Annotated in this window: 16 protein-coding genes; all 16 read right to left on the minus strand. The window is 45.7% G+C overall.

All coding sequences use genetic code 11. The features are described from left to right. Positions 1 to 2 precede the first annotated feature (2 nt). From asnB to cdhC, 16 genes are read right to left on the minus strand one after another with little or no spacing between them, the layout of a single operon-like run. A complete protein-coding gene (gene asnB / locus DEH07_09235) occupies positions 3 to 1,889 on the minus strand; it encodes an asparagine synthase (glutamine-hydrolyzing) (GenBank protein HBY04681.1) in 1,887 nt (628 codons plus the stop codon). Between the two features lie 32 nt (positions 1,890 to 1,921). Beyond that, positions 1,922 to 3,142 carry a hypothetical protein gene (locus DEH07_09240; protein ID HBY04682.1) on the minus strand — a complete coding sequence of 407 codons (1,221 nt, stop codon included), beginning with the start codon at positions 3,140 to 3,142 and terminating at the stop codon, positions 1,922 to 1,924. A gap of 34 nt (positions 3,143 to 3,176) precedes the next feature. Then, complete coding sequence (locus DEH07_09245; protein HBY04683.1) at positions 3,177 to 5,603, minus strand: hypothetical protein; 2,427 nt, start codon at positions 5,601 to 5,603, stop codon at positions 3,177 to 3,179. Beyond that, positions 5,491 to 8,526: a hypothetical protein gene (locus tag DEH07_09250; protein ID HBY04684.1), complete on the minus strand. Its 3,036-nt coding sequence runs from the start codon at positions 8,524 to 8,526 to the stop codon at positions 5,491 to 5,493. The genes DEH07_09245 and DEH07_09250 overlap by 113 nt, the downstream gene beginning before the upstream one ends. Continuing rightward, entirely contained in the window at positions 8,516 to 10,369 is a 1,854-nt protein-coding gene (locus tag DEH07_09255) for an ABC transporter ATP-binding protein (GenBank protein ID HBY04685.1), read from the minus strand. The genes DEH07_09250 and DEH07_09255 overlap by 11 nt, the downstream gene beginning before the upstream one ends. Next, positions 10,362 to 11,156 carry an ABC transporter gene (locus DEH07_09260; GenBank protein HBY04686.1) on the minus strand — a complete coding sequence of 265 codons (795 nt, stop codon included), beginning with the start codon at positions 11,154 to 11,156 and terminating at the stop codon, positions 10,362 to 10,364. The genes DEH07_09255 and DEH07_09260 overlap by 8 nt, the downstream gene beginning before the upstream one ends. Beyond that, positions 11,153 to 12,259, minus strand: coding sequence for a UDP-N-acetylglucosamine 2-epimerase (non-hydrolyzing) (locus tag DEH07_09265; protein ID HBY04687.1), 1,107 nt, complete (start codon positions 12,257 to 12,259; stop codon positions 11,153 to 11,155). The genes DEH07_09260 and DEH07_09265 overlap by 4 nt, the downstream gene beginning before the upstream one ends. A gap of 12 nt (positions 12,260 to 12,271) precedes the next feature. Continuing rightward, a complete protein-coding gene (locus DEH07_09270) occupies positions 12,272 to 13,396 on the minus strand; it encodes a transcriptional regulator (protein ID HBY04688.1) in 1,125 nt (374 codons plus the stop codon). A 36-nt stretch (positions 13,397 to 13,432) separates the two neighbouring features. Continuing rightward, positions 13,433 to 14,968 (minus strand): oxidoreductase, encoded by a 1,536-nt coding sequence (locus tag DEH07_09275; protein ID HBY04689.1) that lies wholly within the window; start codon positions 14,966 to 14,968, stop codon positions 13,433 to 13,435. A gap of 23 nt (positions 14,969 to 14,991) precedes the next feature. Beyond that, positions 14,992 to 16,377, minus strand: a complete 1,386-nt coding sequence (locus DEH07_09280) for a UDP-N-acetyl-D-glucosamine dehydrogenase (GenBank protein ID HBY04690.1) — start codon at positions 16,375 to 16,377, stop codon at positions 14,992 to 14,994. Between the two features lie 27 nt (positions 16,378 to 16,404). After that, the gene (locus DEH07_09285) at positions 16,405 to 17,202 is read right to left on the minus strand and encodes a methyltetrahydrofolate--corrinoid methyltransferase (protein HBY04691.1); all 798 of its coding nucleotides are present in this window, start codon (positions 17,200 to 17,202) and stop codon (positions 16,405 to 16,407) included. 47 nt (positions 17,203 to 17,249) lie between these two features. Next, positions 17,250 to 18,191: an acetyl-CoA decarbonylase/synthase complex subunit delta gene (locus DEH07_09290; protein ID HBY04692.1), complete on the minus strand. Its 942-nt coding sequence runs from the start codon at positions 18,189 to 18,191 to the stop codon at positions 17,250 to 17,252. A 25-nt stretch (positions 18,192 to 18,216) separates the two neighbouring features. Further along, a complete protein-coding gene (locus tag DEH07_09295) occupies positions 18,217 to 18,987 on the minus strand; it encodes a carbon monoxide dehydrogenase (GenBank protein ID HBY04693.1) in 771 nt (256 codons plus the stop codon). Between the two features lie 57 nt (positions 18,988 to 19,044). Beyond that, the gene (locus DEH07_09300) at positions 19,045 to 20,919 is read right to left on the minus strand and encodes a ferredoxin (protein ID HBY04694.1); all 1,875 of its coding nucleotides are present in this window, start codon (positions 20,917 to 20,919) and stop codon (positions 19,045 to 19,047) included. Between the two features lie 43 nt (positions 20,920 to 20,962). After that, positions 20,963 to 22,297 carry an acetyl-CoA decarbonylase/synthase complex subunit gamma gene (locus tag DEH07_09305; GenBank protein HBY04695.1) on the minus strand — a complete coding sequence of 445 codons (1,335 nt, stop codon included), beginning with the start codon at positions 22,295 to 22,297 and terminating at the stop codon, positions 20,963 to 20,965. A 21-nt stretch (positions 22,298 to 22,318) separates the two neighbouring features. Next, positions 22,319 to 24,520: a CO dehydrogenase/CO-methylating acetyl-CoA synthase complex subunit beta gene (gene cdhC, locus DEH07_09310; GenBank protein HBY04696.1), complete on the minus strand. Its 2,202-nt coding sequence runs from the start codon at positions 24,518 to 24,520 to the stop codon at positions 22,319 to 22,321. Positions 24,521 to 24,566 lie beyond the last annotated feature (46 nt).

A 24,566-nucleotide genomic window follows, 5' to 3' on the forward strand; every position in this document is an offset into this window, starting at 1 on the left:
CTTTATTCTCCCGCCTGATCAATAAATGTTTTAAACCAGAGTTCCAAACAAAGGGCGCCCCAAATCACCCGGCCAAAGTCCTGTTCCTTTTCGATTGCGGTTTCCAAAATTTCCGGATTAAATATACCCCTTTGCCTTGCTGTATCATCAAGAAGCACTTCGCGGGTATAATCCCTTAACTTCCCCTTAAACCATAGATGCAGTGGGACCGGAAAGCCCATTTTATCTTTGCGCTTGTGTATTTCTTCAGGAACTATATTTTTAATCGCTTTACGGAAGAGATACTTTGGCTGGCCGCCTTTGAACTTTATATTCGGCGGCACACTGGCCATCAGATCGGCTATCCTGTGGTCTAGTAAGGGTACCCGCGATTCCAGCCCCCAGGCCATACTGGTCCTGTCCTCGACATGTAACAAAGCCGGGAGGTGTACTTTCAAGTCAAAAAAAAGCATCCGGTTTAAAAATGATTCGGCATTTGAGCCGTAAAATATTTTTTGGAATGTCTCGATAAAATCCACACTATTTTCAAAAACATCTTCTTTATAAATCTGCCTGACCCCGGCGGAACGGTCCATCAGTCTGAAATAACGCTGGGCTTGCGGTTCAAAAAGACCTTCCGCCCAGAAATAGCGAAGCATCGGTATATACTGCTGAAGCATTGGGAGGCTGGAGATAATTGAAGAAAGGGTAGCCGCATACTGAGCGCGGCTTTCAGTTTCTTCAATGGCGCCTTTGAGACATTCTTCCAGATAGCCAACCAAATAACGTGCATACCCTGCAAAAATCTCGTCGCCCCCCTGCCCGCCAAGCACCACTTTAACGTGTTCCGAAGCCAGGCGCGAAACCATGTATTGGGGGAAGACACCCGGCCCGGCGGAAGGTTCGTCCATGTAATAGATGATCTTTTGAAGGGTATCAATAAAATCATCCGCCGTTGGGTATATTTCAAGGCAATCGGCGCCGGCTTTTTCGGCAACTAGACGTGCGTACCGGGTCTCATCAAACTTTTCACCTTCGTTAAAAGCGCCGGTAAAAGTTTTCAGCCTGTCTCCGGTAACATTAAGCATCGACGTCAGGCAGACAACAGCGCTGGAGTCCAGGCCCCCGGAAAGGTGAGCCCCCAGGGGGACGTCCGAACGCAGGCGGATTTTTACAGCATCTTCTAGAAGTACACGCAGGCGGTCAACGAAATATTCTTCCGTATGATCATAGTCAATATCGAAAGCAACATCCCAGTATTTTTTATTCTCAACAATCCTGCCTTTTTTATCAACTAACATATAATGCCCCGGCAGCAGTTTATTTACCTGATTAAACAGGGTCTTCTCCCCCAGCACTGTCTGAAACACAAGGTACTCCTGGAGCGCTTTGTGGTTTACTTCCTTTTGGATAAGATCTGTTGCTAAAAGCGCCTTAATTTCTGATGCAAAAATAAAAGCGCTTTCTTGATCAGAATAGTAGAATGGTTTAACACCCAGCCGATCCCTGGCGCAAAAAGCAATGCCCCTTTTCTCATCCCAAATTGTGAAAGCAAACATACCTATAAAATACTTCAGGCATTCCACACCATATTCTTCGTAAGCGTGAACAATTACTTCCGTATCGGTATAACTGCGGAAGCGGTGTCCCTTTTGCCGGAGAGTCTGCGCCAGTTCGAGGTAGTTATATATGCAGCCGTTAAAAGTTATCCATACTGTGCCATCTTCGTTAGACAATGGTTGTTTGCCGCCCTCCGGATCAATAATGGCAAGACGACGGTGTCCGAGCCATACTGACATGTCGGGTGAAAACCATTCCCCTTCACCATCCGGACCGCGGTGTGACAACTCTTTTAAATTTGATTTAATGTAATCATTGCCAGTCTTTACATATCCTGAAATGCCGCACATAAATAACATTACCTCTTACTTTTTAGATTATTTTATTGTCTGGCGATATTTAAGACACTTTGATTATATATATTTAATAACTTTTTTCTTTCTACTTCCCAATTTAATTCCTTTCCTGCTTTGTAACAGTTGGTTTTCAAATTATCCAGCAATAATGGTTCTGAGAAGAGTTTAGTTACCAGTTTGCCGAACATTTCACTGTTACTGATGTCAACAAACTTAATAATGTCATACTTTTCATTCATTAATCTAAAAAAAGGCAAATCACCAGTTATTACAGGAACTCCGGCCAATATGAACTCAAAAAATTTATTCGGTGAGCAATATTTATGATTATCATCAATTGGCAAATATGGAATTACACCAAGATCAGCGCCGGCAGTTAAAGAAAGTATCTCATCGCTGGGAACAGCGCCCAGGAAAAACACCTTCTCACCGACATTTTCTTTTTTCGCGAGAATACGAAGAACGTTTTCATGTTCACCGTAACCAATTATAGCCAGACATGCTTCATTTGGAAAATATTTAACTCCTTGAATTAGTGTTTCAATATTTCTTTCCTGAGAAATCCAGCCCTGGTATAAGACTATCTTATAACTTTCTGGAATATTGCCTTTCTTTCTAAGCTTCTTTTTCGCTTCTTCTGAATCTATCTCTATCAAAGATTCGGTACAATTCATTATCACTTCCGGCTGTTTTACCTTATATCGCTCTGCCATCAAACCTGCAATAAATGGGTTTACGGTAATTGTAACATCCGGGTACTTAATATATTTTTTTTCCATACGGAAATATAACTTCTGAAGATTCAGAGGCAGTACGCTTTGAGCGTAATAAAGCTCATGCGCATCATAGACCAAAGGAACACTTCGAAATCGTGCCGCATAATATCCGGCTTTAAGACAGGGTAAATCGTGAACATGATAGATGTCTGCATCAAAATCCAGCGCTTTATTAATCATAAATTGATCGAACGGACTTACTTCAAAAAAACGCCTGGCTAAATACATATATGATTTATTTATAAAAGTACGAAAATAATCGTTTTTCGGCAGCATTGTGCGAATTTTTTTAAGTCGTTCGTCATCCCAATCATACTTGTAACGGTGAATATCAATACCTTCTTGAATGTACTGCTCTTCTTTCTGGCATTCAAATCCGGAAAGCAACGTAACCTTGTTTCCGGCATCTATAAAAGCTCTTGCCTCAAGCAGAATACGTCTGTCGATCATATAACAATCTGGAGCAAGCATAACAATATGCATAACGGGATACCTTCCTCAAGTATTACTTGGCTTCACTGACATATTTTTTTAAGAGTCTGACATCTATCTCCGCCCGTCCTATCTGCCCTCCTGATTCGTCCCCTTTTTTTGGAATTCCGTTATAATAAGTCACATACTTATCTCCGTCCTTAACGAAATTATATCCATAACGGATATTGTCCCAACGATTTTCCCAATCTCTGCCGACAATGACCGGATTTTCCTTGACAGGCTTTAAATCTTTTCCGTCTTTTCCGACATAAAGCAACATATCATGCCTTCGGCACGGGGTAGTACTTTCTAAAAATATCATCAACCTGTCTTCAAAATACATTCCGGAAACAGTATACATCCCCCTTTGTTTTGATAAAAATTCCAAGATTACTGTTTCATTATCCCAATGTATTCCATCCGGCGAGGTAGTGTAAATCAATTCAAACTTGCCATTTTCAGATTTTACGAAAAACATCTCATAACCGCCCCTGGGTTTAAAAAGCACTAAAGGTTTAAGACCCGAATCATTAACTGCCACGCCGCCATATTTCCAGTTCAAACCATCGCTGGAACGAGCCCAGCAAATTTTATTATAGGGTTTTCCTGTTCGTTCCGAAGCGGAAAAATACATTAAGTAGCCACCTTTTTTTCTGTCCGCAACAACATATGGAAAAGCTAGATTTCCATTCAGATAACTTGGAAGGGCTTTTAAACGGCCTTGTCTTGTCCAGTTTAAACCGTCGGAACTCGTTGCCGTGAACAGCCGCCACCTTTCATCATCTCCGTATGCGCAGTAATACATGAAATATTGGTCTCTTATTTTAATCACGGACGGGTACTCTACATGCCTGGACTGATCAGTCTTTGGCAAAATATTTAGAACCGGTTGCAGACTTTCAGAATGTAAAAAAGCAGGCGGGTACCTGTTCAGCCATCTGGCCGGCACCAAATCTATCGATTGCTTCCACCTCTTAGCAAAGTAATTACACGTTTCGGAACCGGAAATTTGCCCGATAATACTAACCAGTATCTGATTATCATCAATATATTTATTGTCAATTTTGAAACTGGTATTTGTTAATTTATTCCATGTTTCATAGAAATCGCTGCTTAAAGAGAACCTCTGCTTCTGCAATCCTTTTTCATTTTCAGGAATAATCATACCCAACTGCCACCATTCAACTCCGTCATACAGCTGAACACTAACAGGTTTGTTATTCCAATTCTTTAATGGCATCCAGGTTACTTCAACAGCATATGTATCAAATGTTTCTGCTTGTGGCATTGAAAATTTAAAAGGAGCATGGCCATATTCTCCTTTTTTTCCATTTGTCTCTCTTCCGGGTACATCATCAATAATTCCGTAGTCACCCCAGTTCATTAATTTTTTATCCGGCCAGACATAAAACTCACGCATAACATCATCGTCTGAGGGCACCCCTATTTGGCCGGATGCTATATCCTTCTCTGAATCTTTTTTTATGCCAATTAGTTTCATTTTAGAAACAAAGATATTTCCTTCACCTACAAAACGGCCGAGGATCTCAGGCCTGACTGGCGCAAGGCTGTAAGAACTCGTAATAATTCCCGAAACGGGTTCCTTTATATCGTATTCTCCCAGTAGTTCATCAAATCTGTGGACGCTGGATTCGAACATTCTTTCAGCTTCTTTATTATTAACTATTGTTGCATAATCGTGCAAGGCAAGCATGGTGACAGCGGCGCCATTAAGCACCCTTGTAGGAGTTTCTGTCGGGTACTCTTCAAAAAACGGACCGTCTTTTTCGAATCTGGTAAAACCGCCTTTTTCAAGAGGAATTTTATAAGAACGGTAAACCATATCAGCAAAATGCCTGTACTCATCTTGCCCGGTATATTTATATAAAAGCGAAAATAAACCCAAAGCCAATCCTTGGGTTAGCCCGGAGTTCCAGGGTGCTTTCAAGGAATAGGACCAGTAAGGGGCGTAATCAAATGTAAAAGGGAAAAACATTGCCCCGTCTTTATTTATTGAATTATCAACTAACCATGAAGCATATTTTTGAGCGGCTGTAACGTCACCCTTGATTACCTTAGTCAACCCCTCTGAAGCCACCTTGGTTGGACTTGGGACGGACTTGCCTCCTATTTTCCAACCCATCTGTGGTTCAACGTAAGGATTTACCTTTGTGTTTTTCACACTTGCATCTTCTTTAAATATCTGACTGTATACATTTCTGCCATTATAATGTCCGTAAAATTCTATCAAACCTAGTTCTATATTTGAATGAGCTTTATCTGCCAATAAAACTATGGCAATGATTAAGACAGCAAAATAAGCAACTAACTTAAATGGTTTATGCTTATTTATCCTGCTCATTACCGGCCACCTCCTGATATTGTGACGCAAGGCTAGCGGCAATAACCCTGTAATCGAAGTTTTGCAGGGTATAATTCCTGATTTTGACTGGATCATAATAATTTAAGTTCTTTGCGACTTTGATTATTGCCTCTCCAAGAGCGTCTGGATTATCATTGCTGCACAATTCACCAATAAACGGCTCGGTTATTATACTTTCCGGGCCGCCACATCTCGTTGATACTACGGGTTTGCCGCAGGCCATGGCCTCAATCAACACTACACCGAAGGTTTCGCTCCGGCTTGGAAGGACAAAGATATCACATTCTTCCCTCATAATTCTGGCCACTTCATTTCTGGGTTTTGAACCAAGCAGATAACAAGAATCTTGCAGTTCTTTCTGTTCGATATCGGATTTTATTATCTCGTACAGTGAACCATCCCCAACAATTTTTAATATAGCTGAAGGGATCGTGGACTTAACTTTAACAAATGCATCAAGCAGATTTAGAGGATTTTTATAATCTTCTAGAAATCCCACATAAAGCAATCGTATGTTCTCTTTTTCAGTTTTTTTAGCCGGATTATAATAAAAATCATCAATGGGCACTCCATTATATAAAACCTTTATATGATCGACAGTTTCTTGATTTGAATAATTACTTTTTACTTCTTTTGCCAGTGCGTCGCTCACGCACCAAACCCGATGAGCCTTCCTAATAGCCTTAAGAGTAAATTGTTTAACTATGGGCTTGCCTGTTAAATAACTAAATGGGTTTGTATGCTCGGTAATAACAAGAGGTACTTTGTAATAGTTTGAAACATCAAGTCCTGCTGTGCCATCTAAATATGCGGTATGAGCATGTACTAGATCAAATTTAAAATCCTTCCATGCGCGATCTATTACGGATAATACAGCAGCCCTATATGTTAAACCGTTGAAATAGAAATGATAAAATGGAAATCCTGTCCGGTACGGTGGATATAGAACAGGAACTTCATCATAACTTGTCCACTTTGCTTGATCGAGCCATTGCGGGTACACCAGGTTCGCTTTCCAGATGCGGTAGAGGTTAAAACCGTTTAGCCAAAAAGGACGGCATGATATTACCCTGGCATCAATACCTTCATAATCCCTAAGGGCTTTTACTAGTTCGTGTACAAACGGCCCGCTTATTTTTTGGTCGGGGTGCGGAAACATATGGGAAAGAACAAGAACTCTTTGTACTTTGCGAGATAAACTTTTATGCCAGTAAGTAGCATATTTTGAAGCCTCTTTATAAGCTGATTCTGCATATTCTCTCTGTTTCTCCTTTTCCTCAAGTAATTCTTGTGTACTCAAAAGTGATTTTTGCAGTTCAGAATATGCTTCTTGTACATCTGTATATGACTTCTCCGCCTGTGCTCTTTGATCTTCTTTTTCCTCAAGCAATTCCTGCACTTTTAAAAGTGATTTTTGCAATTCAGAATATGCTTTTTGTACATCTGTATATGACTTCTCTGCCTGTACTCTTTCAATTTCTTTACTTTCCAACAGATTATTTAAATTAAAGATCTTATTATTTAAAAAGCTGGTGACATCTTTTATTAAATCGACTATATCAAATGTTGACACTTCCGTATTATTTTCAGCCTGTTTTATGGAAAGCCAAAGAGGTTTTGGCAATTTACCTTCTTTGTCGACGCATAATCCCCAAGATCGGCGAAAGCCATCTTTATCGAGGGCACTAACATTATAGCCTCTTTTCAGTTGCAAAAAAGGAATATCCTTTTTGACTTTATTTTTAGGCAAATAGTCCAGTCTACGCAATCTCACATTACCATAGAGATAAACAGACAAAGACAAACCGAATCTGTCTGCGTTCCATGTCCAGTTTAACGACTTTTCTATAAGATAATTTTGTTCGGCAACAGCAGATTCATATATTAATTCTGACTGGTTTGACACACCGTCTATAGCGTATAGAGCTATTCGGTCATTTAAATTAGACCCCGAAGCCTCAATTAATATGGAGTCCCCTATATCGGGAAGAACAGGAAACCTAACAGGTATCTCGACACAGTGTAATGCTGAATTGTCTTTAAATATCCCATTCTTATCAGAAGAAGCATCATCCGATAGCCTAAACCTGGCCCATTTTGAACCGGCAGTAAAATCGCTTTCTACAGCCTGTAATTTGTTTAGAAAGTCAATTTCATACAAACTTCCCTGGACTTCATAAATCGGAGTGATTGTTTTTAAAGGAAAAGATTCAATATTAAGAGTTTCATAGAGTACCATTATTTCACTACGGTTAATATGAAAAATACTCTTATTAAACCATTTATTATGTCTCAATGCCTCAATTAATCTCAATGTTGTATGTTCTTGTCCAGTTTGTTCAACTTGTTTTCCAGATCTACATCTTGGACAGACCGCTCCGTTCCAATAATGATAATAACCAGCGTCCTGCCGTATTTTTATTGTTGGATCATAAGGCGGTAAAGTTGTAGTGCCAGTGTAGCGTATTTCACGTACTCTCCATTTACCTGAATCCATTAAGGATATAAGATTTTTTTCATTACAGGACCGCTGGTGCCAGTGTATATGGTAAGTCATACCACAATTAGCGCATTTTGTTTGATTTGTTTCAAGCTGTTCGTTATGCGGCACTGTAATCAAAATATATTTCTTGGCTACTCTTTGCAGCTCGCTTACAGCCTTTTGAAAATCAGTATCATGAAGATGCTCAATTATATCGTTGGCCATAACCAAATCAAAAGAGGTGTCTTGATACGGAATATTCGTTATCGAACCAACTTTATGTTCTCGCCGGACATACTTCAATGCTTGCTCACTGATATCCATCCCTACTATTTGCAGACTTTCAGGCAAGGAGTTTGTAATATAGCCATCCCCGCATCCAATGTCCAGAATGCTTTCAACATCTCCAGGAAGCACATCCAAGATATCAAAAAGCACTTGCAATTGGTAAGCATCTGGCTTATTACCCCAAATTGAAGATTGCTTATAATATTCATTGTTCATTTTATCTTCCATCTCTAAGTTCTACCTCGAAAGGTTGCAAACATAAACCTTTTTCAATATCATCACCAACACTCTGCAATACCTCAAAATGAATACAGCGATCCAGCACATGATAGCTCTCTACTTCAAGCCCGTTTACTGGAAGTTTTTTAAAAATGGCTGCGCTGGCTACATAAGAGCCCCTGCCAAGCAGCAATGTTTTAAGAGAAAAAACAAATGATCCTTTCGCAGGCATTTTCACAAGTTCATACATGCTTTCATCCGCGACCCACTGGGTCGCACATCTACCATCAGTCAGGTATACACAAAAAACAAACACGGGGCGAATAAGATCAAAGGCGGCTTCGTAATTCAGAATTACTTTCACCGACCTGCCTGCTTCAAAAACCCTTGTATCCCGCCCCCTATAATCAAGCATCTGCACGGATGTGATCTTTGCCTCTTTGCTTCCATAGTCCGTGATTTCAAAAATATTTCCCTTGGTTTTGTCATCAGGATCACCTATGCAGCCTTCTTTTTGGTTCAGTTCTATGGGATTTAACCTAATTTTGTCATCCTCCAAAATAATATTGGTTGATTTTTTATCATTTATTAAATCATAAGGCAATTCTATTTTATAGATTGAAGAGATACCCGGTCTTAACGATCCAATAAACCTATAGCTATTACCATCGTAGACTTCTACGAAAATATCTTCCTCAACTTTTGCTTCAATTTCCAACATGAAGTTTTCTGGATTGGACAAAAATGGTTTTGGAACCGCAAATTCAAAAGGCGCATGTCCATATTTTCCCTTCAGGTTGGTATATTCGCGATACATGTTATTGCCCTCTCTAATAGGGGGCCCCCAATCCATGAAGCCTTTGGTATCCATCAGGTAATGAAGCTGTTCTGAGGAATTATCCATCGGCCCGCCAACGTCAATTATACCTATTTCTTCCGTGTTCGTTTTCAGCCTTATCGTATAAAAACGATTTTTACCGGTTGGAGGTCTGCCATTTTGACAGATAAAATGAAAAAGGAGGGATTGATAGATATCTTCATATTGATCGAGCAATATCGCCTGTTTTTTTAATACCTTTTGATCTCTTGCACGAAGGCGAATTTCCTCATCTTTCCGAACCATGGCCGAATATTTCTTAATCACGCTTAAAGGATTTCCGTCATCCTTTATCTTTCCTCTTTCTATCCATATTACCCGGTCACATAACTGCATTACGCTGCTTAATTCATGACTTACGAATAGAACAGTAGCCCCGTAATCATCCGTTAGTTTACGCATTCTCTCCACACATTTCCCTGCAAAATATGCATCTCCTGCCCCCAATACCTCATCAATAATTAAAATCTCCGGTTCAATAGCTGTTGCGGTAGAGAAAGCCAAACGCGCATACATCCCGGCTGAGTACGTTTTTATTGGCTGATCTATGAATTCCTCCAATTCAGCAAAATCTATGATTTCCTCTTCTTTCTCGAATATTTGTTTTTCTGTAAATCCTTGATACGATAGAGAAACATGAATGTTTTGCCTTCCTGTAAATTCAGGATGAAAGCCTGTCCCCAATTCCATTAAAGCCTGTATGTAACCATGTACTTTAATGTTTCCTTCAGTAGGCATAATATTACCAGTGATAATTTTCAATAAGGTACTTTTACCCGCGCCATTACGTCCAATAATTCCAAGACGTTCGCCTTTGTTTACTTCCAGATTCAGATCTCTCAATGCCCAGAATTCCTGATAATAGTTCTTTTTCCAAAATTTAACGCCAAAAGCGTCTAATATTTTATCAGTACGGCGTTTATACAGACGATACATTTTACCCAAATCATCAATTTTAATTGCCTGATTAGACATTATCTGCAAACACCCGCTTCATCTTCATAAAAAACCAGTGTCCAAAAATAAATATGAATAACGAAAAGACCAACAGTATCCAGAAAATGTAGCCCCTCGGGAAATGGCCCAACATTAACACGTCTTGGTAAGAAACAATTAGATAGTATATAGGATTAGCAGCCAAAAACGGTCTCATGTTTGGAGGAATCATATCTTCTGTATAAGCTATAGGGCTAACAAGCATAAGAATCAGAATTATCACTGCAACAATATTTTGAAGGTCTCTGACATAGACATTTATACTTGACATAATCCAGATTAGTCCTATCGAAAATAAAATTTGCAGCCCCCAAACAATTAAAAAAAATGGCAGCCAGATTGACCACTTGCCGAGAAATCCCAGAACTACAAGTAATATTAATAAACCGGCTATTTGAGTACATTGTGAAGCAAGCACGGATTTTACAGGAACCAGTTCAATTGGGAAAAGAGTATTTTTAATAAGGTTAGCATTAGAAACTACCGAACCGACACCCATACCAAGTGCATCTGCAAATCCAAGAAATGGTATTAATCCGCAAAATATAAGAGCAACATATTCATTTGAATTAAATAATTGAAACTTAACTTTAAAAATAAATATATAAACTGCCGCGTAAGCCCCCAACAGCAATAACGGATAAAAAAACAACCACAGCAAACCAAACACAGAACCGGCAAAGCGGGCTCTTACATCATTGACAGTGGTTTGCCAAAGCAATTTTCTATATTTATAAAGCAAAGCAAACGGCGCTAATATTTTCATAATTCCCGAGCACCAACTAATCTATCGACTATCTTTTCTGAGGCATCGCCGTTTCCGTATATACCCGTGCCGCAGATAATTTCATGTCTGCTTTTCCCAAGGTCCGTAAAGGCATCTATAATCCTCTTTTTTGACGCTCCGCAGATAACATTTGCTCCGCATTCTACAGTTTCCACCCACTCGGTCTCTTCCCGGAGCGTTATGCAGGGTGTGCCTACAAAAAAAGCTTCTTTCTGAACGCCGCCGCTGTCTGTCAGGATCACCCCGGCGTTGCATTCCAGTTCAATCATTTGCAAATAAGGCGCCGGTTCAAGCAATTTGACACCTTCAGCCACCCTTATTCCGTAGCTGTCGAGATACCTGCGCGTCCTGGGATGCAGCGCCACTAAAACTGGTGACTGTCGTGCAATTTCACCGAAAGCCCCGAATATTTCCCGAAGGGCATCAGGAGAGTCGGTATTCTCAGCGCGGTGTACAGTGGCCAGAACAAAGCCCTTTGTGTCCAGCCCCAAAGCGGTTAAAGCGGGGCAACCGCTTCCTATTTTCGACCGGTAATACAGCATACAGTCAAACATAACATCACCGACCTGGTATACCCCTTCCAAAATACCCTCGCGTTGGAGGTTCTCCACTGCTGTTACCGTGGGGCAGAAGAGCATTTTTGAAACATGATCCGTCAGTACCCGGTTAATCTCCTCCGGCATCCTTCGGTTGAAACTCCTTAAGCCCGCTTCAACATGGGCCACAGGTATATGCATTTTTACCGCCGCCAGAGCCCCCGCCAGGGTAGAGTTGGTGTCTCCGTATACCAGCGCCCAATCCGGCTTTTCATCTTCGAGAACATCCTCAATAGCTTCAAGCATCCTGCCTGTTTGCCGGCCGTGGGAATCCGACCCGATTTCCAAATTGTAGTTTGGCGCGGGAATGTCCAACTCTTCAAAAAACACCTGGCTCATGTTGTGATCATAATGCTGTCCGGTATGGACAATTATTTCTTCTATTTGATTTGCCCGGTTCCCAGAGTTGTGCTTCCTAATTGCCCGGGAAACCGCCGCTGCTTTAATAAACTGCGGGCGGGCGCCTACTATTGTTACTAATTTCATATGCAAATCCTGTTAAAATCCTTTTTCACGGTAAAATTGTTTCATCGTCTCGACAACATACTCTTGCTGTTCGGAAGCAAGTTCAGGGAATACCGGCAGGGATATGACCTCGCCGCAGGCTTTCTCGGCCTGGGGGAAATCACCGATTCTATAGTTTAAGGAGGAGAATGACGGCTGCAGGTGAAGCGGCAGCGGGTAGTATATAGCTGTCCCTACTCCTCTTTCATTTAAAAAGGCCTGAAGTTTATCCCTGTCGGGAACTCTAATTGTATACTGGTTGTAAGTATGGTACGCGTTATCAATTGTACGCGGCAACTTCACTATCTCATCCAGTCCGTGTTGTTTGAACAGCTTCATGTAATTTGCAGCCAGACTGTTTCTGGCTGCTATCCACTGATCAAGGTATTTCATTTTAACAGCCAGCACTGCCGCCTGAATCTCGTCAAGGCGGCTGTTTATCCCTACAACCTCGTGAAAATACTTCTTCCTGCTTCCATGAACCCTGAGCATTTTTACTTTTTCAGCCACTTCCGGATTGCCGGTTACAACCATTCCCCCGTCGCCGAATCCGCCGAGATTTTTTGTGGGGAAGAAACTCAAGCATCCGGCGTCGCCGAAAGAGCAGGATTTTTTCCCGCCGTACAAAGAACCCATAGCCTGGGCAGTATCCTCGACAACTTTTAAGTTGTGTTTAACGGCGATTTCCATTAAGGGCGCCATATCCGCAGCCTGTCCATACAGATGCACAGGCATTATCGCCCTCGTTTTTTCAGTAATTTTTTCCTCAAGCAGATTTACATCAAGGTTGAACGTATCCGGGTCGATATCCACAAAGACCGGAACCGCCCCTGCCCTTATTATCGATCCTGCAGTAGCAAAAAACGTGAACGGTGTGGTGATCACTTCATCCTCAAAACCCACACCGCAGGCAAGTAAAGCCAGATAAAGCGCGTCGCTCCCGCTGCCGACGCCAATACCGTACTCTACATCCAGGTACCGGGCGGCTTCACGTTCCAGCTTCTGAACATTTTCCCCGAGAATGAACGAGCCTTTTGTAACAACCTGCCCGATAACTTCCTCCAATTCTTCTTTTATTCTCGTAGTCTGACTGGCCAAACTAAACTGAGGAACCTTCATGGTCTGACTCCTTTACTCTTATTGATGGAAAGAATATCAAATATCCAGCTTAAACCCGCAGCTGCGGCATTGCTCTCCGGGTTCCAGTCTCTCGCCGCAAACACAAACCCAGCCAACCTGGCGCGCGGGATTGCCCATAACCAGCGCATGATCCTGTATATCTTTAGTTACGACTGCGCCTGCGCCAATCATGGCGTATTTTCCAATTTCAATTCCGCAGACTATGGTAGCGTTAGCGCCAATAGAAGCGCCCCGGTGAATAATTGTCTTAATGTACTGATCACGGCGTGAAACATGACTTCTGGGAATTTTAACATTTGTAAACACCATGGACGGCCCTAAAAAAACGTCGTCCTCACAGGTAACCCCCGTATATACTGAAACATTGTTCTGTATTTTAACATTGCTGCCGAGCGCAACGCCGGGCGCCACAACCACATTCTGCCCTATGTTGCAGCGTGGGCCAATCACAGCGCCAGCCATGACGTGGCTGAAATGCCATATCTTGACCCCTGCGCCGATGCTGCAGCCTTCGTCTATAACTGCTGTGGGATGGGCGAAATAGGAGACCTCTTCCTTTGGCCCGCCGACTTTTACCCAGTTTCCCTTATCCAGAAGCGATTTCTGCCCGGCAGACAGTATTTCCAGCACACGCAAGCCCTCCCACCCGTCTGTTTCCGGCGCCTGGCGGCTGTTTACCGCTTCTATAAAAGCAAGACATTCCTGTCTCAACGGTTCATCGCCGGCGACTTCCAGCATTTCGGGATTATTGCGGACCGGCTCCGGAATCCCGTTTTTCCACTGAACAGGCTCCTTGAAATATAACAGTTTTTGTTCCCTGGCGGCGGTGTCGTCAAAAACGAGCATGCCTTCACTTCCCACCACCACAACCTTCTGTTCTTTTATAGGATACAGCCAGCTGGCCAGTACGCTGGCGCGCAGATTATTATCAAATTCAAGCTGCAGGCATACCGTATCATAAATTTCCGGCCTTAAGCCGGCTGTTCCCGCAGCGGATATTTTAGACGGCATGTCCCCGGCTAAAGATAAGATCAGCGAAATATCGTGGGGGGCAAAACTCCACATTACATTTTCTTCACTCCGGAACTTTCCCAGGTTCAAGCGGTATGAATAAATATGGTGGATTGAGCCTGCCAGACCCGATGCCACAGCCTGTTTTAGGACGATACCCGCAGGATGGTAGTGAAGTATATGTCCCACCATAAGGATCCGCTTTTTTTCACCGGCAAGCAGGCACAATTCTTTTCCCTCCTGCACGGAAAGACAAAGCGGCTTTTCAACAAAGACATCCTTGTTTTCACGCAAGGCACGAAGGGCCAGCGCATAGTGATTCGCCGCCGGCGCGGCGATGACTACCGCGTTAATATCCGGATCCTTAAAAACCAGATCAACATCCGGGGTTGTTTCCACGTTATTATACTGCTGTTTTAATTCCCCAAGTGTCTTTTCCGACGTGTCGCAGATTACTTTTAACACACCCAGGTTATAAAAATTGCGTACGAGATTTTTTCCCCAATAACCAGCGCCTATTACAGCCGCCTTAAAAGTCACCTAGTTTTCCTCCCGGGCACAGGTTAGATTTTGTAATACTCTCCGTTTACCGGCAACATGTCCATCCGGAAAATGATATTGCGCGTATCCAGTATCCTTTTCGCTCGTTCACAAATGACTTTGTAATCAATATTACTGTGGTCTGTAGTAATAAGAATGAGATCAGCCTGCTCAACGCGCTCCGGCGTCAGCTCCAGCGATTTATGGGAAATACTTTTTATTTTGATTGAAGGGATGTACGGATCGTGATAATCCACAATTGCTCCCAGGTTGATCAGCCTTTCCATGATTTCCAGGGCTGGCGACTCCCGCCAGTCGTCAATGTCCGCTTTGTAGGCGATCCCTGTTAAAAGCACCCTGGCGCCTTTGACGGCTATTTGTGAAAAGTTTAAAATATGCATGCACTGGTCGACAACATATTTCGGCATCTGCCGGTTTATCTCCCCGGCAACCTCAATAAGCCTGGTCTCCAGGCCAAATTCTTTTGCTTTATAAGTTAAATAAAAAGGATCGATAGGAATACAGTGCCCCCCCAAACCGGGTCCGGGATAAAAAGGCATGAAGCCATATGGTTTTGTTTTCGCAGCCTCGATTACTTCCCAAATATCTATATTCATCTTTTTGCAAAGGATAGCCATCTCGTTAACCAGTCCTATATTTACCAGGCGGAAGATGTTTTCCATGAGCTTTTCCATCTCCGCCACCCTGGGTGAAGTAACTCTCCATACGGCAGCTTTTAAGACAGCCAGATAAAATTGCGCAGCAAGCCTGGCGCAATCTTCAGTTATGCCGCCCACCACCTTGGGAGTATTTTCAGTTTTAAACTCCCGGTTGCCGGGATCAACTCTTTCCGGTGAATAAGCAAGAAAAAAATCCCTGCCGCAACTCATTTCTCTGGGCAAGGGCCCTGTTTCCTGAAACTCCCGCAGCAGCTCCGGCACATCCTGCCAGCGCCCCTCCAGGATAGGCAGCAGAACTTCCTCAGTGGTACCCGGATAGGTTGTGCTTTCCAATATAACAAGTGTACCTTCGGCTATATTATTGGCGGCCTGCTTTGTAGAATTGATTATGTAGCGTAAATCCGGCTGCAGGTGCTTATCTAACGGGGTCGGCACACAAATGACAATTATTTCTACATTCCGGAGTTCGCCGAGATCGCTCGTGGCTTGTAAGAATCCTCCGGCAACCAGTTTTTTCATTTTACTGCCGACAACATCTCCTATGTAGTTAATCCCTTGGTTGACAAGCTCGACGCGGTTTCTTTGAACATCAAACCCCTGCACATGAAAACCGGCTTCGGCTATTGTCGCCGCCAGCGGTAAACCCACATAGCCAAGTCCAATTATACCCACCCTGGCCGATCTGTCTTCTATCTTTTTATTAAGCTTAGCTGCACCTGGAGTTTCCATTTCATCCCTCACTACTTTCATGTTAATTTAGTCCCGGTTCCCAAACGCTGCGAGAAAAGAGTCACAGTAGATTTCCTTATTTAAAATGACCTTGGAGGCGGCAACTGCCTTGAGCAGTTCATCATCGTCAAGATTAACGATAGCCGCATCCAGCCCCGCCGCCATACACATAACCATAAATGTGCGGTTGAGCAGGCCTCGTTCGGCGCATCTCTGGGATACATTGCTCAAACCCAATGCCGTACGCGGCGGCGGATCAGCAAGCGTTTTGATCCAGCGGATTGCCTCGATTACCTCGGGACAGTGTTCCTGCCCGACATTGCAGGGCAGGACAAGCGGATCGAGATACAGGTCTTCCATGGGGAAACCGCTGGCATCGGCGTTGACGATTATTTCCATGGCCAGGGCAGCCCTGTCTCCGGCGCTTTTTGGAACGCCTTTCTCGTTCATGGCCAGACCGATTAGCGCCGCTTTATACTTTAAAGCCATGGGTAAAAAGATATCTATCTTCCACTGGTCGGCTGTCGTAGAGTTGATCAGCGCTTTCCCCCTGTGAGCCTCTAGCCCTGCCTCAATCGCTTCCGGGTTGGTGGAATCGAGGCAGCAGGGAAGATCGGCAGTATCCTGAGCAGTCCTGACCAGCCATGCCATTGCCTCAGGCTGATCCTTGGCTTCCAGTAAAGGGCCCGTGCTGATATCAAGGTAATCAGCCCGCCGCCGGTACTGGCGCAAGGCCCAATGTCTAACCGGCTCCGGGTCTCTGCTTAGAACAGCCTCCCGAATATCTCCAAACATACCGTTAATGCGCTCGCCAATTAAAATCAAGAACGCAGCCCCCTTCCCTATGCTTATCAGATTATCACAGCCATAATCTATTCTTCCATCAGGTTTTTCATGTGAACAAGAAACTGTTTTAAAGACCCGGGGTGCCTCATGACCATAATAGAACCCCCTGCCTGAGCCATCGTTGCCGCCGTGACAACTTCCCACATGACCGCACGCCTGGCTTGATCACCCCATTCAGGCGTTTCTTCAAACGGACTGTTGGCCTCTTTGGTCTTCCAGACTTCCTGCCCGATCTGGCAGAACATGGGCATGGCCAGCATTTTATCCCCGGACAACCCGCTGATCCTGATTCTTTCCATGATTGAGTAGGCGTACTCCAGCCCGTAGCCCAATGATCCCACAAGAGGGTCTATGACAATACGGTTTGAAGGCAGGCCCATCTCGGTAACCAGGATATTAAGCTGTTTAGCGATGTTTATATCCAGGGGGTTTGAAGCAATCAGGCTATGTCCGTGAACTATACAGGAGGCGGTTATTGTTTTGTAATTATCCTGCTTGGCGCACCCGACCAGGCAGTTTCTTCCCTCCAAAACCTTGCAGACTTCGCCAATAACCTGAACATCCTTTTCTTCCACTCCGCAGCCCATGATAATCAGCGGAACTTTCACAGCATCGGCAACGGCCCTGGCCGTTTCAGCGCATTGGGCAGGACTGCTGTCCAGGTTATCGGGGTGAGAGCCAGCCAGAGTAAGGCAGATTAAATCCGCGCCGTGTTCCTCGCACTTCCCTGCCCAGGCCGCCGGATCGTTCATAACACCCTCAAATTCAGAAGTCAGTATTTCAGGCCATTGTTTTGGCTCAATGTCCCAAACCTCCAGGGCAGCCAGCGGCCTGTTCGGCATCTCACCTTCAAAAAGAAGGAAAGGCAGCGTATAGTCACCGCCAGCTTTTACCGCGTTCAGGCCTGTGCCGATAACCACTTCGTTGATCCTGTTACTGTATTTTTCTTTTATAATATTTACAGCCACATTCATTCTCCTGTTTTACAAATTATCAGGGTTCTTCAATAATTTTAGTTTTGGACATAATCTCTGATACAGCCCTGACGACAGGCGATTCGTCAGGCAGCTCAAAGATCGGTCTGCCTACAAGATCAAAATCAATAACCTGTTCATCTTCGGGAATCGTTCCGATCAGCTTCAGGCCGGTTTTGGCAATCTCTTCTTTCAGCAGTTCCCCAAAATCCCCGGCGACTCTGTTGATTATAAGGTACATATTCCTGACGGCGAGGTTCAAGTTCACCACAAGCTCTTTGATCCTTTTCGCCGACCGGATGCCCCTGACTGTCGCATCGCTTGTAATGAACAGAATATCCACATTGTCCGTGGTCTGCCTGCTTAAATGCTCCATACCGGCCTCGTTATCCATAACTATATAAGGATAATTTGAGCTTAGCTGCTGTATAAAGTTCCGCAGGAGGTTATTGACATAGCAGTAGCATCCCTGTCCCTGTGGCCCGCCCATAACCAGCAGGTCAAAGTCATCCCCCTCGGCCAGGGATTGGTGGACACAGTAGGCAAGATAACGCTCCCTGGTCATGCCTGCCGGCAGCGGTTCGAGACTGCTGTTGATCCTGGGTATTTTCGAAGAAATTGTCTGATCGCTAACCTTGATGCCTAGAGCCTCATTCAGATTTGCATTGGCGTCAGCATCCGCCGCCAGGACAGGTTTCCTGCCGGATTTGATTAATTGCCTGATCAAGAGCGCGGCAAGCGTTGTTTTGCCCGTTCCTCCCTTTCCTGCGACAGCTATCGTAAATGACATATCCTTGCTCCTATCCCGAAAATTAACTTACATTAGAAGGTCAGCTGCTGAGCGTGCTCATGTTCGCCTCTTATCCTTGAAATTTACAGACGGAAACAAGTTTAAATCCGTGTGCGGAAGAAAAAGGGCTGAAATAAACTCATCATAAAAAGTTTTTTCCGCGGCCAGTTCCAAATATGTTATTTTTCCCGAGAGTTCCTCAAGCTTCCTCCGGGCTGATTTTGAAAGCAATACCTGGACAGCCCCTTTAAGGGAACTGTTGCCAAGGTAGGCATATCTGTCTTCCGGCAGGTCGGGCAGCATTCCTATTGCAACCGCCTGCCTGATATTTAAGAATCGCCCGAAGCCTCCGGCAAGGTAGATCCTTTCGATTGCTTCAACCGGCAGGCCGACTGTTTTCAGCATTGACCGTATTCCGGCAAATATTGCCGCTTTTGACCTGATCAGGTTTTTGACTTCTGTTTCTGAAATAGTTATTTCCCGGTTATTCAACCCGCTGGCTAAAATAAACTCCAGGCCTTCGTCCCCTTCCCTGAACCGGTGGTTTTCAGTTTTTAAAATAAATTTGCCTGCCCGGTCAATAACGCCTTCCCTGTAAAAACAGGCCAGGCAGTCAATCAGGCCGGAACCGCAAATCCCCGCGGGCGGCGCATTGCCGACTGTCCGGCACTCCGCCCGGGAACCTTTTTCTGATATAAAAACACGCTCAATAGCGCCTTCGGCAGCCGGCATGCCGTATCTTATTCCGTTGCCCTCAAAAGCCGGCCCTGCGGAACAGGAGCAGGCAACCAGCCACTCCCTGTTTCCCAAAACCATCTCCCCATTAGTTCCCACATCTATAAAAAGAGCGGTCTCCTCCGCCTCGGCCATGCCCGTAACAAGCACACCCGCCGTGATGTCGCCCCCGATGTAGCTGGAAACCCCGGGAAGACAATGCACCCGCGCGTTGGGGTTTATTTTAAGGCCGATTTCCCCGGCCCGGCCCGGAGGCGGATTATTGGCAGCCGGCACATACGGCTCCAGGCGGATATATGCTGGATCAAGGCCCAGAAACAGGTGGGTCATGGTGGTATTGCCGGCGCAAACCGCTGCCCTGACGTCACCGGGGTCGATCTTATAATCATTTAGCATGCCGGAAACCAACCCGTTGATAGTCCCCGTCACGGCGCCCTGAAGTTCTCCCAGGCCGTCTTTATGCTCTCCGGCATAAATTATCCTTGAAATAACATCTTCGCCATAAACAGATTGCTTATTATAAGCGCCTCTTGCGGCCACCTGCCGGCCGTTTTCGAGATCTGCCAGGCAGGCTGCGATAGTAGTCGTGCCTATATCAACGGCCAGGCCGTAATATTTTGAATCAGACACTGGTTCAACCTGTTCTATATATATTTCCCCGCCGGCCTCGGCCAGGGAAACGTTTACAATCCAACCTGATTCCCGCAATATGCCCGGCAAAGTACGAACAACGCCCAGGCCTGCGTTTATCCGGCTATCTCCCAGATGAAAACGCAATTCATCAAGCAGCCTCCCCAGGTCGTCTTTGGGATCATCCAGCGACGGCTGCCGAAGTTTTAATTTTATTTTCCTGTAGAGCGGCCCGGAGGGATCGATGCCCCGGCCGGGCTCCGACAAAACGATCCGGCGCAGGTCCACCAGAGAACTTTCCGGTATTTCGATGACCACGTCTTCTACCGGAACGCTCTGACAGGCCAGAACAAACCCACAGGCTAACTCTTCCCCGGTAAGTCCGCCCGGCAATCCCGGCCTGACCCTTCCTTCCCTAAGTAAAACCTTGCACCTTCCGCAGGCGCCTTCTCCCCCGCAGGCGGCGCGTACAGGTATTTCCGCTTCCGCTATCGCCTGAAGAAGGTTCTCGCCGTTAGGTATGGCCACTGTCTTTCCCCAGGGGATGATTTTTACATTTCTAACCAAAGGATCTCCCAATTCACAGGTCACCTTTTTCGCCTACGCCTTTTTAAGCTATCCAGCGCCGTTTTAGAAAAGCCGGTATGCCGGACGACTCTACAGGACCAACTATCACTTCCCAGCCGGAAAGATCCTGTAATTTACCGCTTAAAACGGCGACACCGCCGGGTATAATCACCCTGCGGTGGGTAACTTTATCCTCAATTCCTGATTCCTTAAGCATTGCAGTAATTTTCTCGGGTGTAAACTTGCCTGCGGCCCAGCCCGTAAGAACGGAAACGCCGTCGGTATCAACAGGCAGGATATACGCAGGCACGCGGGACGCCTCCACATCCGAGGCGACGCAGAAATAGGTAAGTGAAAAATTTGATGTTACCAGAACCGGCGCCGAATTTCCCGGGGAACCGATTTCATAAATCCTGGAGTCAACAGCGGCAGGTTTTTGCGGGTCGGCAAATATGTTCAAGCGAAGGGTAACCAGGGGAAGAACAACCTCCGGATCAGCGCTGGGAAGAACAACTATTCCCGCGTATTTCGCTATGTAAACACCCGCTTCAACAACTGCCTGCAAAGGGTCCCGGCTGTTGACGGCAAAGGCAATGGTGGGGTATCCGAAAGGCCGGAACCTCCTCAAAGCCTGGCGCCTGATTTGTGTCTGATCGGCGAGAACCTGCCTGACGCTTCGAGCCCCCGAATCAAGAACCAGCTGCCTGTGCCCAAGCGCAGCCACCTTTTCGGCCAAACCGGCCAAATGATCCAAACTTCTTCCTTTCACGGCCAGGGGGACGTTATATTTCCCGGCCAGTTCTGTCATAGCCGGATAGTTTTCCTCTGTCGCCGCATAGACAAGCGGTTTTTTTGCGCCGGTTATCTCAAGCGCTTTTTCTATCGCCAAAGGATCCTCGCTGATCAGAATTAAAGGAAAATTGGTTCCTTGCGATATAATCTTTACTGCCCAGGAAAAGACCTCAGGATCCCCGGAATCATTTTGGACCGCCACCATGTTTATTCCGTGCATCTGTCCAAGACGATCGAAAACCAGTTTATTTGCCTTCAAAGTTTCGATAGCCGGATCTTCGCTCTTGTCTGAAACCACAACAGCAAGAGGCGCGGGATTGACAAAACACTTATCATGACGGAAAAGGACGGTTTCATTACCGGCCTGGACCTCACCATTCCCAACTCCGATTTTGACAAGGGCTATTTGCGGCGCCGAGGCCGCTTCCAGTGTCTCCCTTGCCCTATCGCTTAAGTCCGGGCACTGCCCGAGATCAGCCTTGGCGTTGGCCAGCGCCATGGCAAAGGCAAGGCACGTCGCCTGGCCGCATTTTTTACAGTTTGTCTTGGGCAGCAGTTTAAAAATATCCAAACCAGTCAAGGGTATGTCTCCTTTAAAGATGTTAAATCAGATTAAAGATTCCATGTTCAGGGCGGGGTGTTTTTTTTCTTCCATGAATTTTAGAATTTCCATGCTCTCTGTGCTGATCGTCTCGTCCGCTATTTGATCAAGAAACCCTTCTGAAAGTCCGGCGTTCAGGGCAGCCTCCGTTAGAGCCGGCAGCAGCTGTTCTTTTAGAGCCAGGGGCATCCAGACCAGCCTGGCCAACCCGCCGTCGCCGGATACGAACTTTCTTGAGAACAGGTACGACTTGCTGATCCCCATAAAACCCGGCGCCTGAACTCCGCCGCCGATCAAGCCGGCTAAAGTGGAAAAGCTCATTCCTGTCGGTGTCGGGCCGGTATGCTCCCGGTTGACAACCATCAGACCGTTGCATTCCGGAACAATACCTAAAATGCATTCAAAACAGCCGCAGGAAGTGTGCGGGTACTCCATAACTGTATAGAGGTTTACATTTTTAATGGTGTGCTGGGAGTTTTTATAGACAAAATCATTAAATGATTCCCATTGCCCCTTCTTTTCGTCAATTAAACCATCTTTCCGGACAGGCTGGTTGACTCCGAAAGGATTGATCTCACAAGCCGCCCTGGCGTCCAGCCAGCTAACAGCCCCGCACAGCCCCGCCCGTTCGGGCGAGATAATGCAAACATGGGTCGGGGCGAATGACTGGCAGAGCAGGCACGAAAAAAATGTGTCGACTGTATCGTCACTGAGTATCCTCAGGCGCTCGTCCCTCTTTTTATAATAATCCCGTGCGGTTTCACGCAGTTCAAGGACTTTTTTCTCTTCGGTATAGATAGACACTTTAACGCGGTCAACTATGGCGGGAAATTCGGCCTTCAGCCTGGCGATCAGGATATTGCCCAGGTGTTTTAAGCGAAATCCTTTTTTATAAGCATCAGAGCTGATGCGGACCCAGTTCAGGTCGCGCTGAGCTACATGCCATAAACCTTCGCCGTAATTAATGTAGTAGTGAATACGCCGTTCCAGGACAGGCTCGAAGTCCTCCTGCATTTTTCTGCCGAATACATCAACCACAATGCCAAGAGGCAGCGCGCTTCCCGGTTTTATACCGTCAATATCCGGCCCGGTAAGCTCAACCCGGCCGTCAATAAAACCTCCTGCTTCCCCAACCATCCTGACCAGCTCAAAACCAGGTGTCCTGCCTCCGCCGAACTCTACCTGAGCGTCTTTACGGCGGATACTTTCACCCTCGAAGGTGTGCCCGACCAAAATCGGGGCATCCACACCAACCGTAGCGATTTTAATGCCGCGCAGTTCCAGGCAGGTTTGTAACATTTTATCATAATCGGGCGCCGAAATAAACCATTCCGGTATCTGCCCGTCCTCCGGCAAAGCCTGATCTGTAACAACCGGAATGCCTATGTTGATTGCGCCCATGGCTGCGGCGGTTTTTACCGGGTCATGCGCGCCCAGGTATAGTGCGAAAGCCCTGATCCTCCTGCGCTGATAATCACGCTGGGCGTCTTTTTGCCCGGCCGGGACCCTGCCGAACATCATCCCCGCCCGAAGAGCAAAGTTAGCCGCGTGTACAAGCTGCGTAAAACTGCCCAGCGGGTAAGCCATGAATTCCGCGCCCAGCTTGACTCCCTCAGAAAGAAGCTGATCGCACACTTCGTCGCACAAAAAAATCATTAAACCGGCTTCCCTCAGCTTCCGGACAACCCCGGCGACCGCCCGGCTGTCCCTGGCCCGGCCGAAGATTATGGCCTCACCGGGAATGGTCCAGTCAACCATTTTAACTCCGCAGGCGCGAACCACTGGGTCGCCTATAAAGCCCGTCCATGGAGGGGTATGCAGCGGGGTTTCCGGTATTTGTCTCAGATACCTTACCGCCTCAATAATCTCCGCGGCATACCAGGTTGTCTCTCCCCACCGCCTTGCGTTGACAAAAGTCAGATCACCGCGCAGGACAAGCCGCTCACGGCCGAGCAGGGGCAGACAGCCGCCAAGTGTGCCGATATTCTCGCCGCTTAAGCTGTGGATAACAGGCAGGAAATAGGCGGTATCGGGAAAACCTACCGGATGATCAATGCCATATTCGCCAATGGCCTGCCCAAGAACTTCTTCAGCCAGATCCAGGGCGGCAACTGCCCCTTGACGGGCCTCCAGAAATAACTTTTCAGGAAACCTGCCCGCGCTGACAGCTCCGTTATAAATCTGATCAAAGCCAGAAATATCAGGCATTTTTTCACCCCTTGCCATTAAAAAATTCTTTTATATGAAAAAGCCG

Source organism: Desulfotomaculum sp. (genome assembly GCA_003513005.1).
In the GTDB taxonomy this organism is placed as follows: domain Bacteria; phylum Bacillota; class Desulfotomaculia; order Desulfotomaculales; family Nap2-2B; genus 46-80.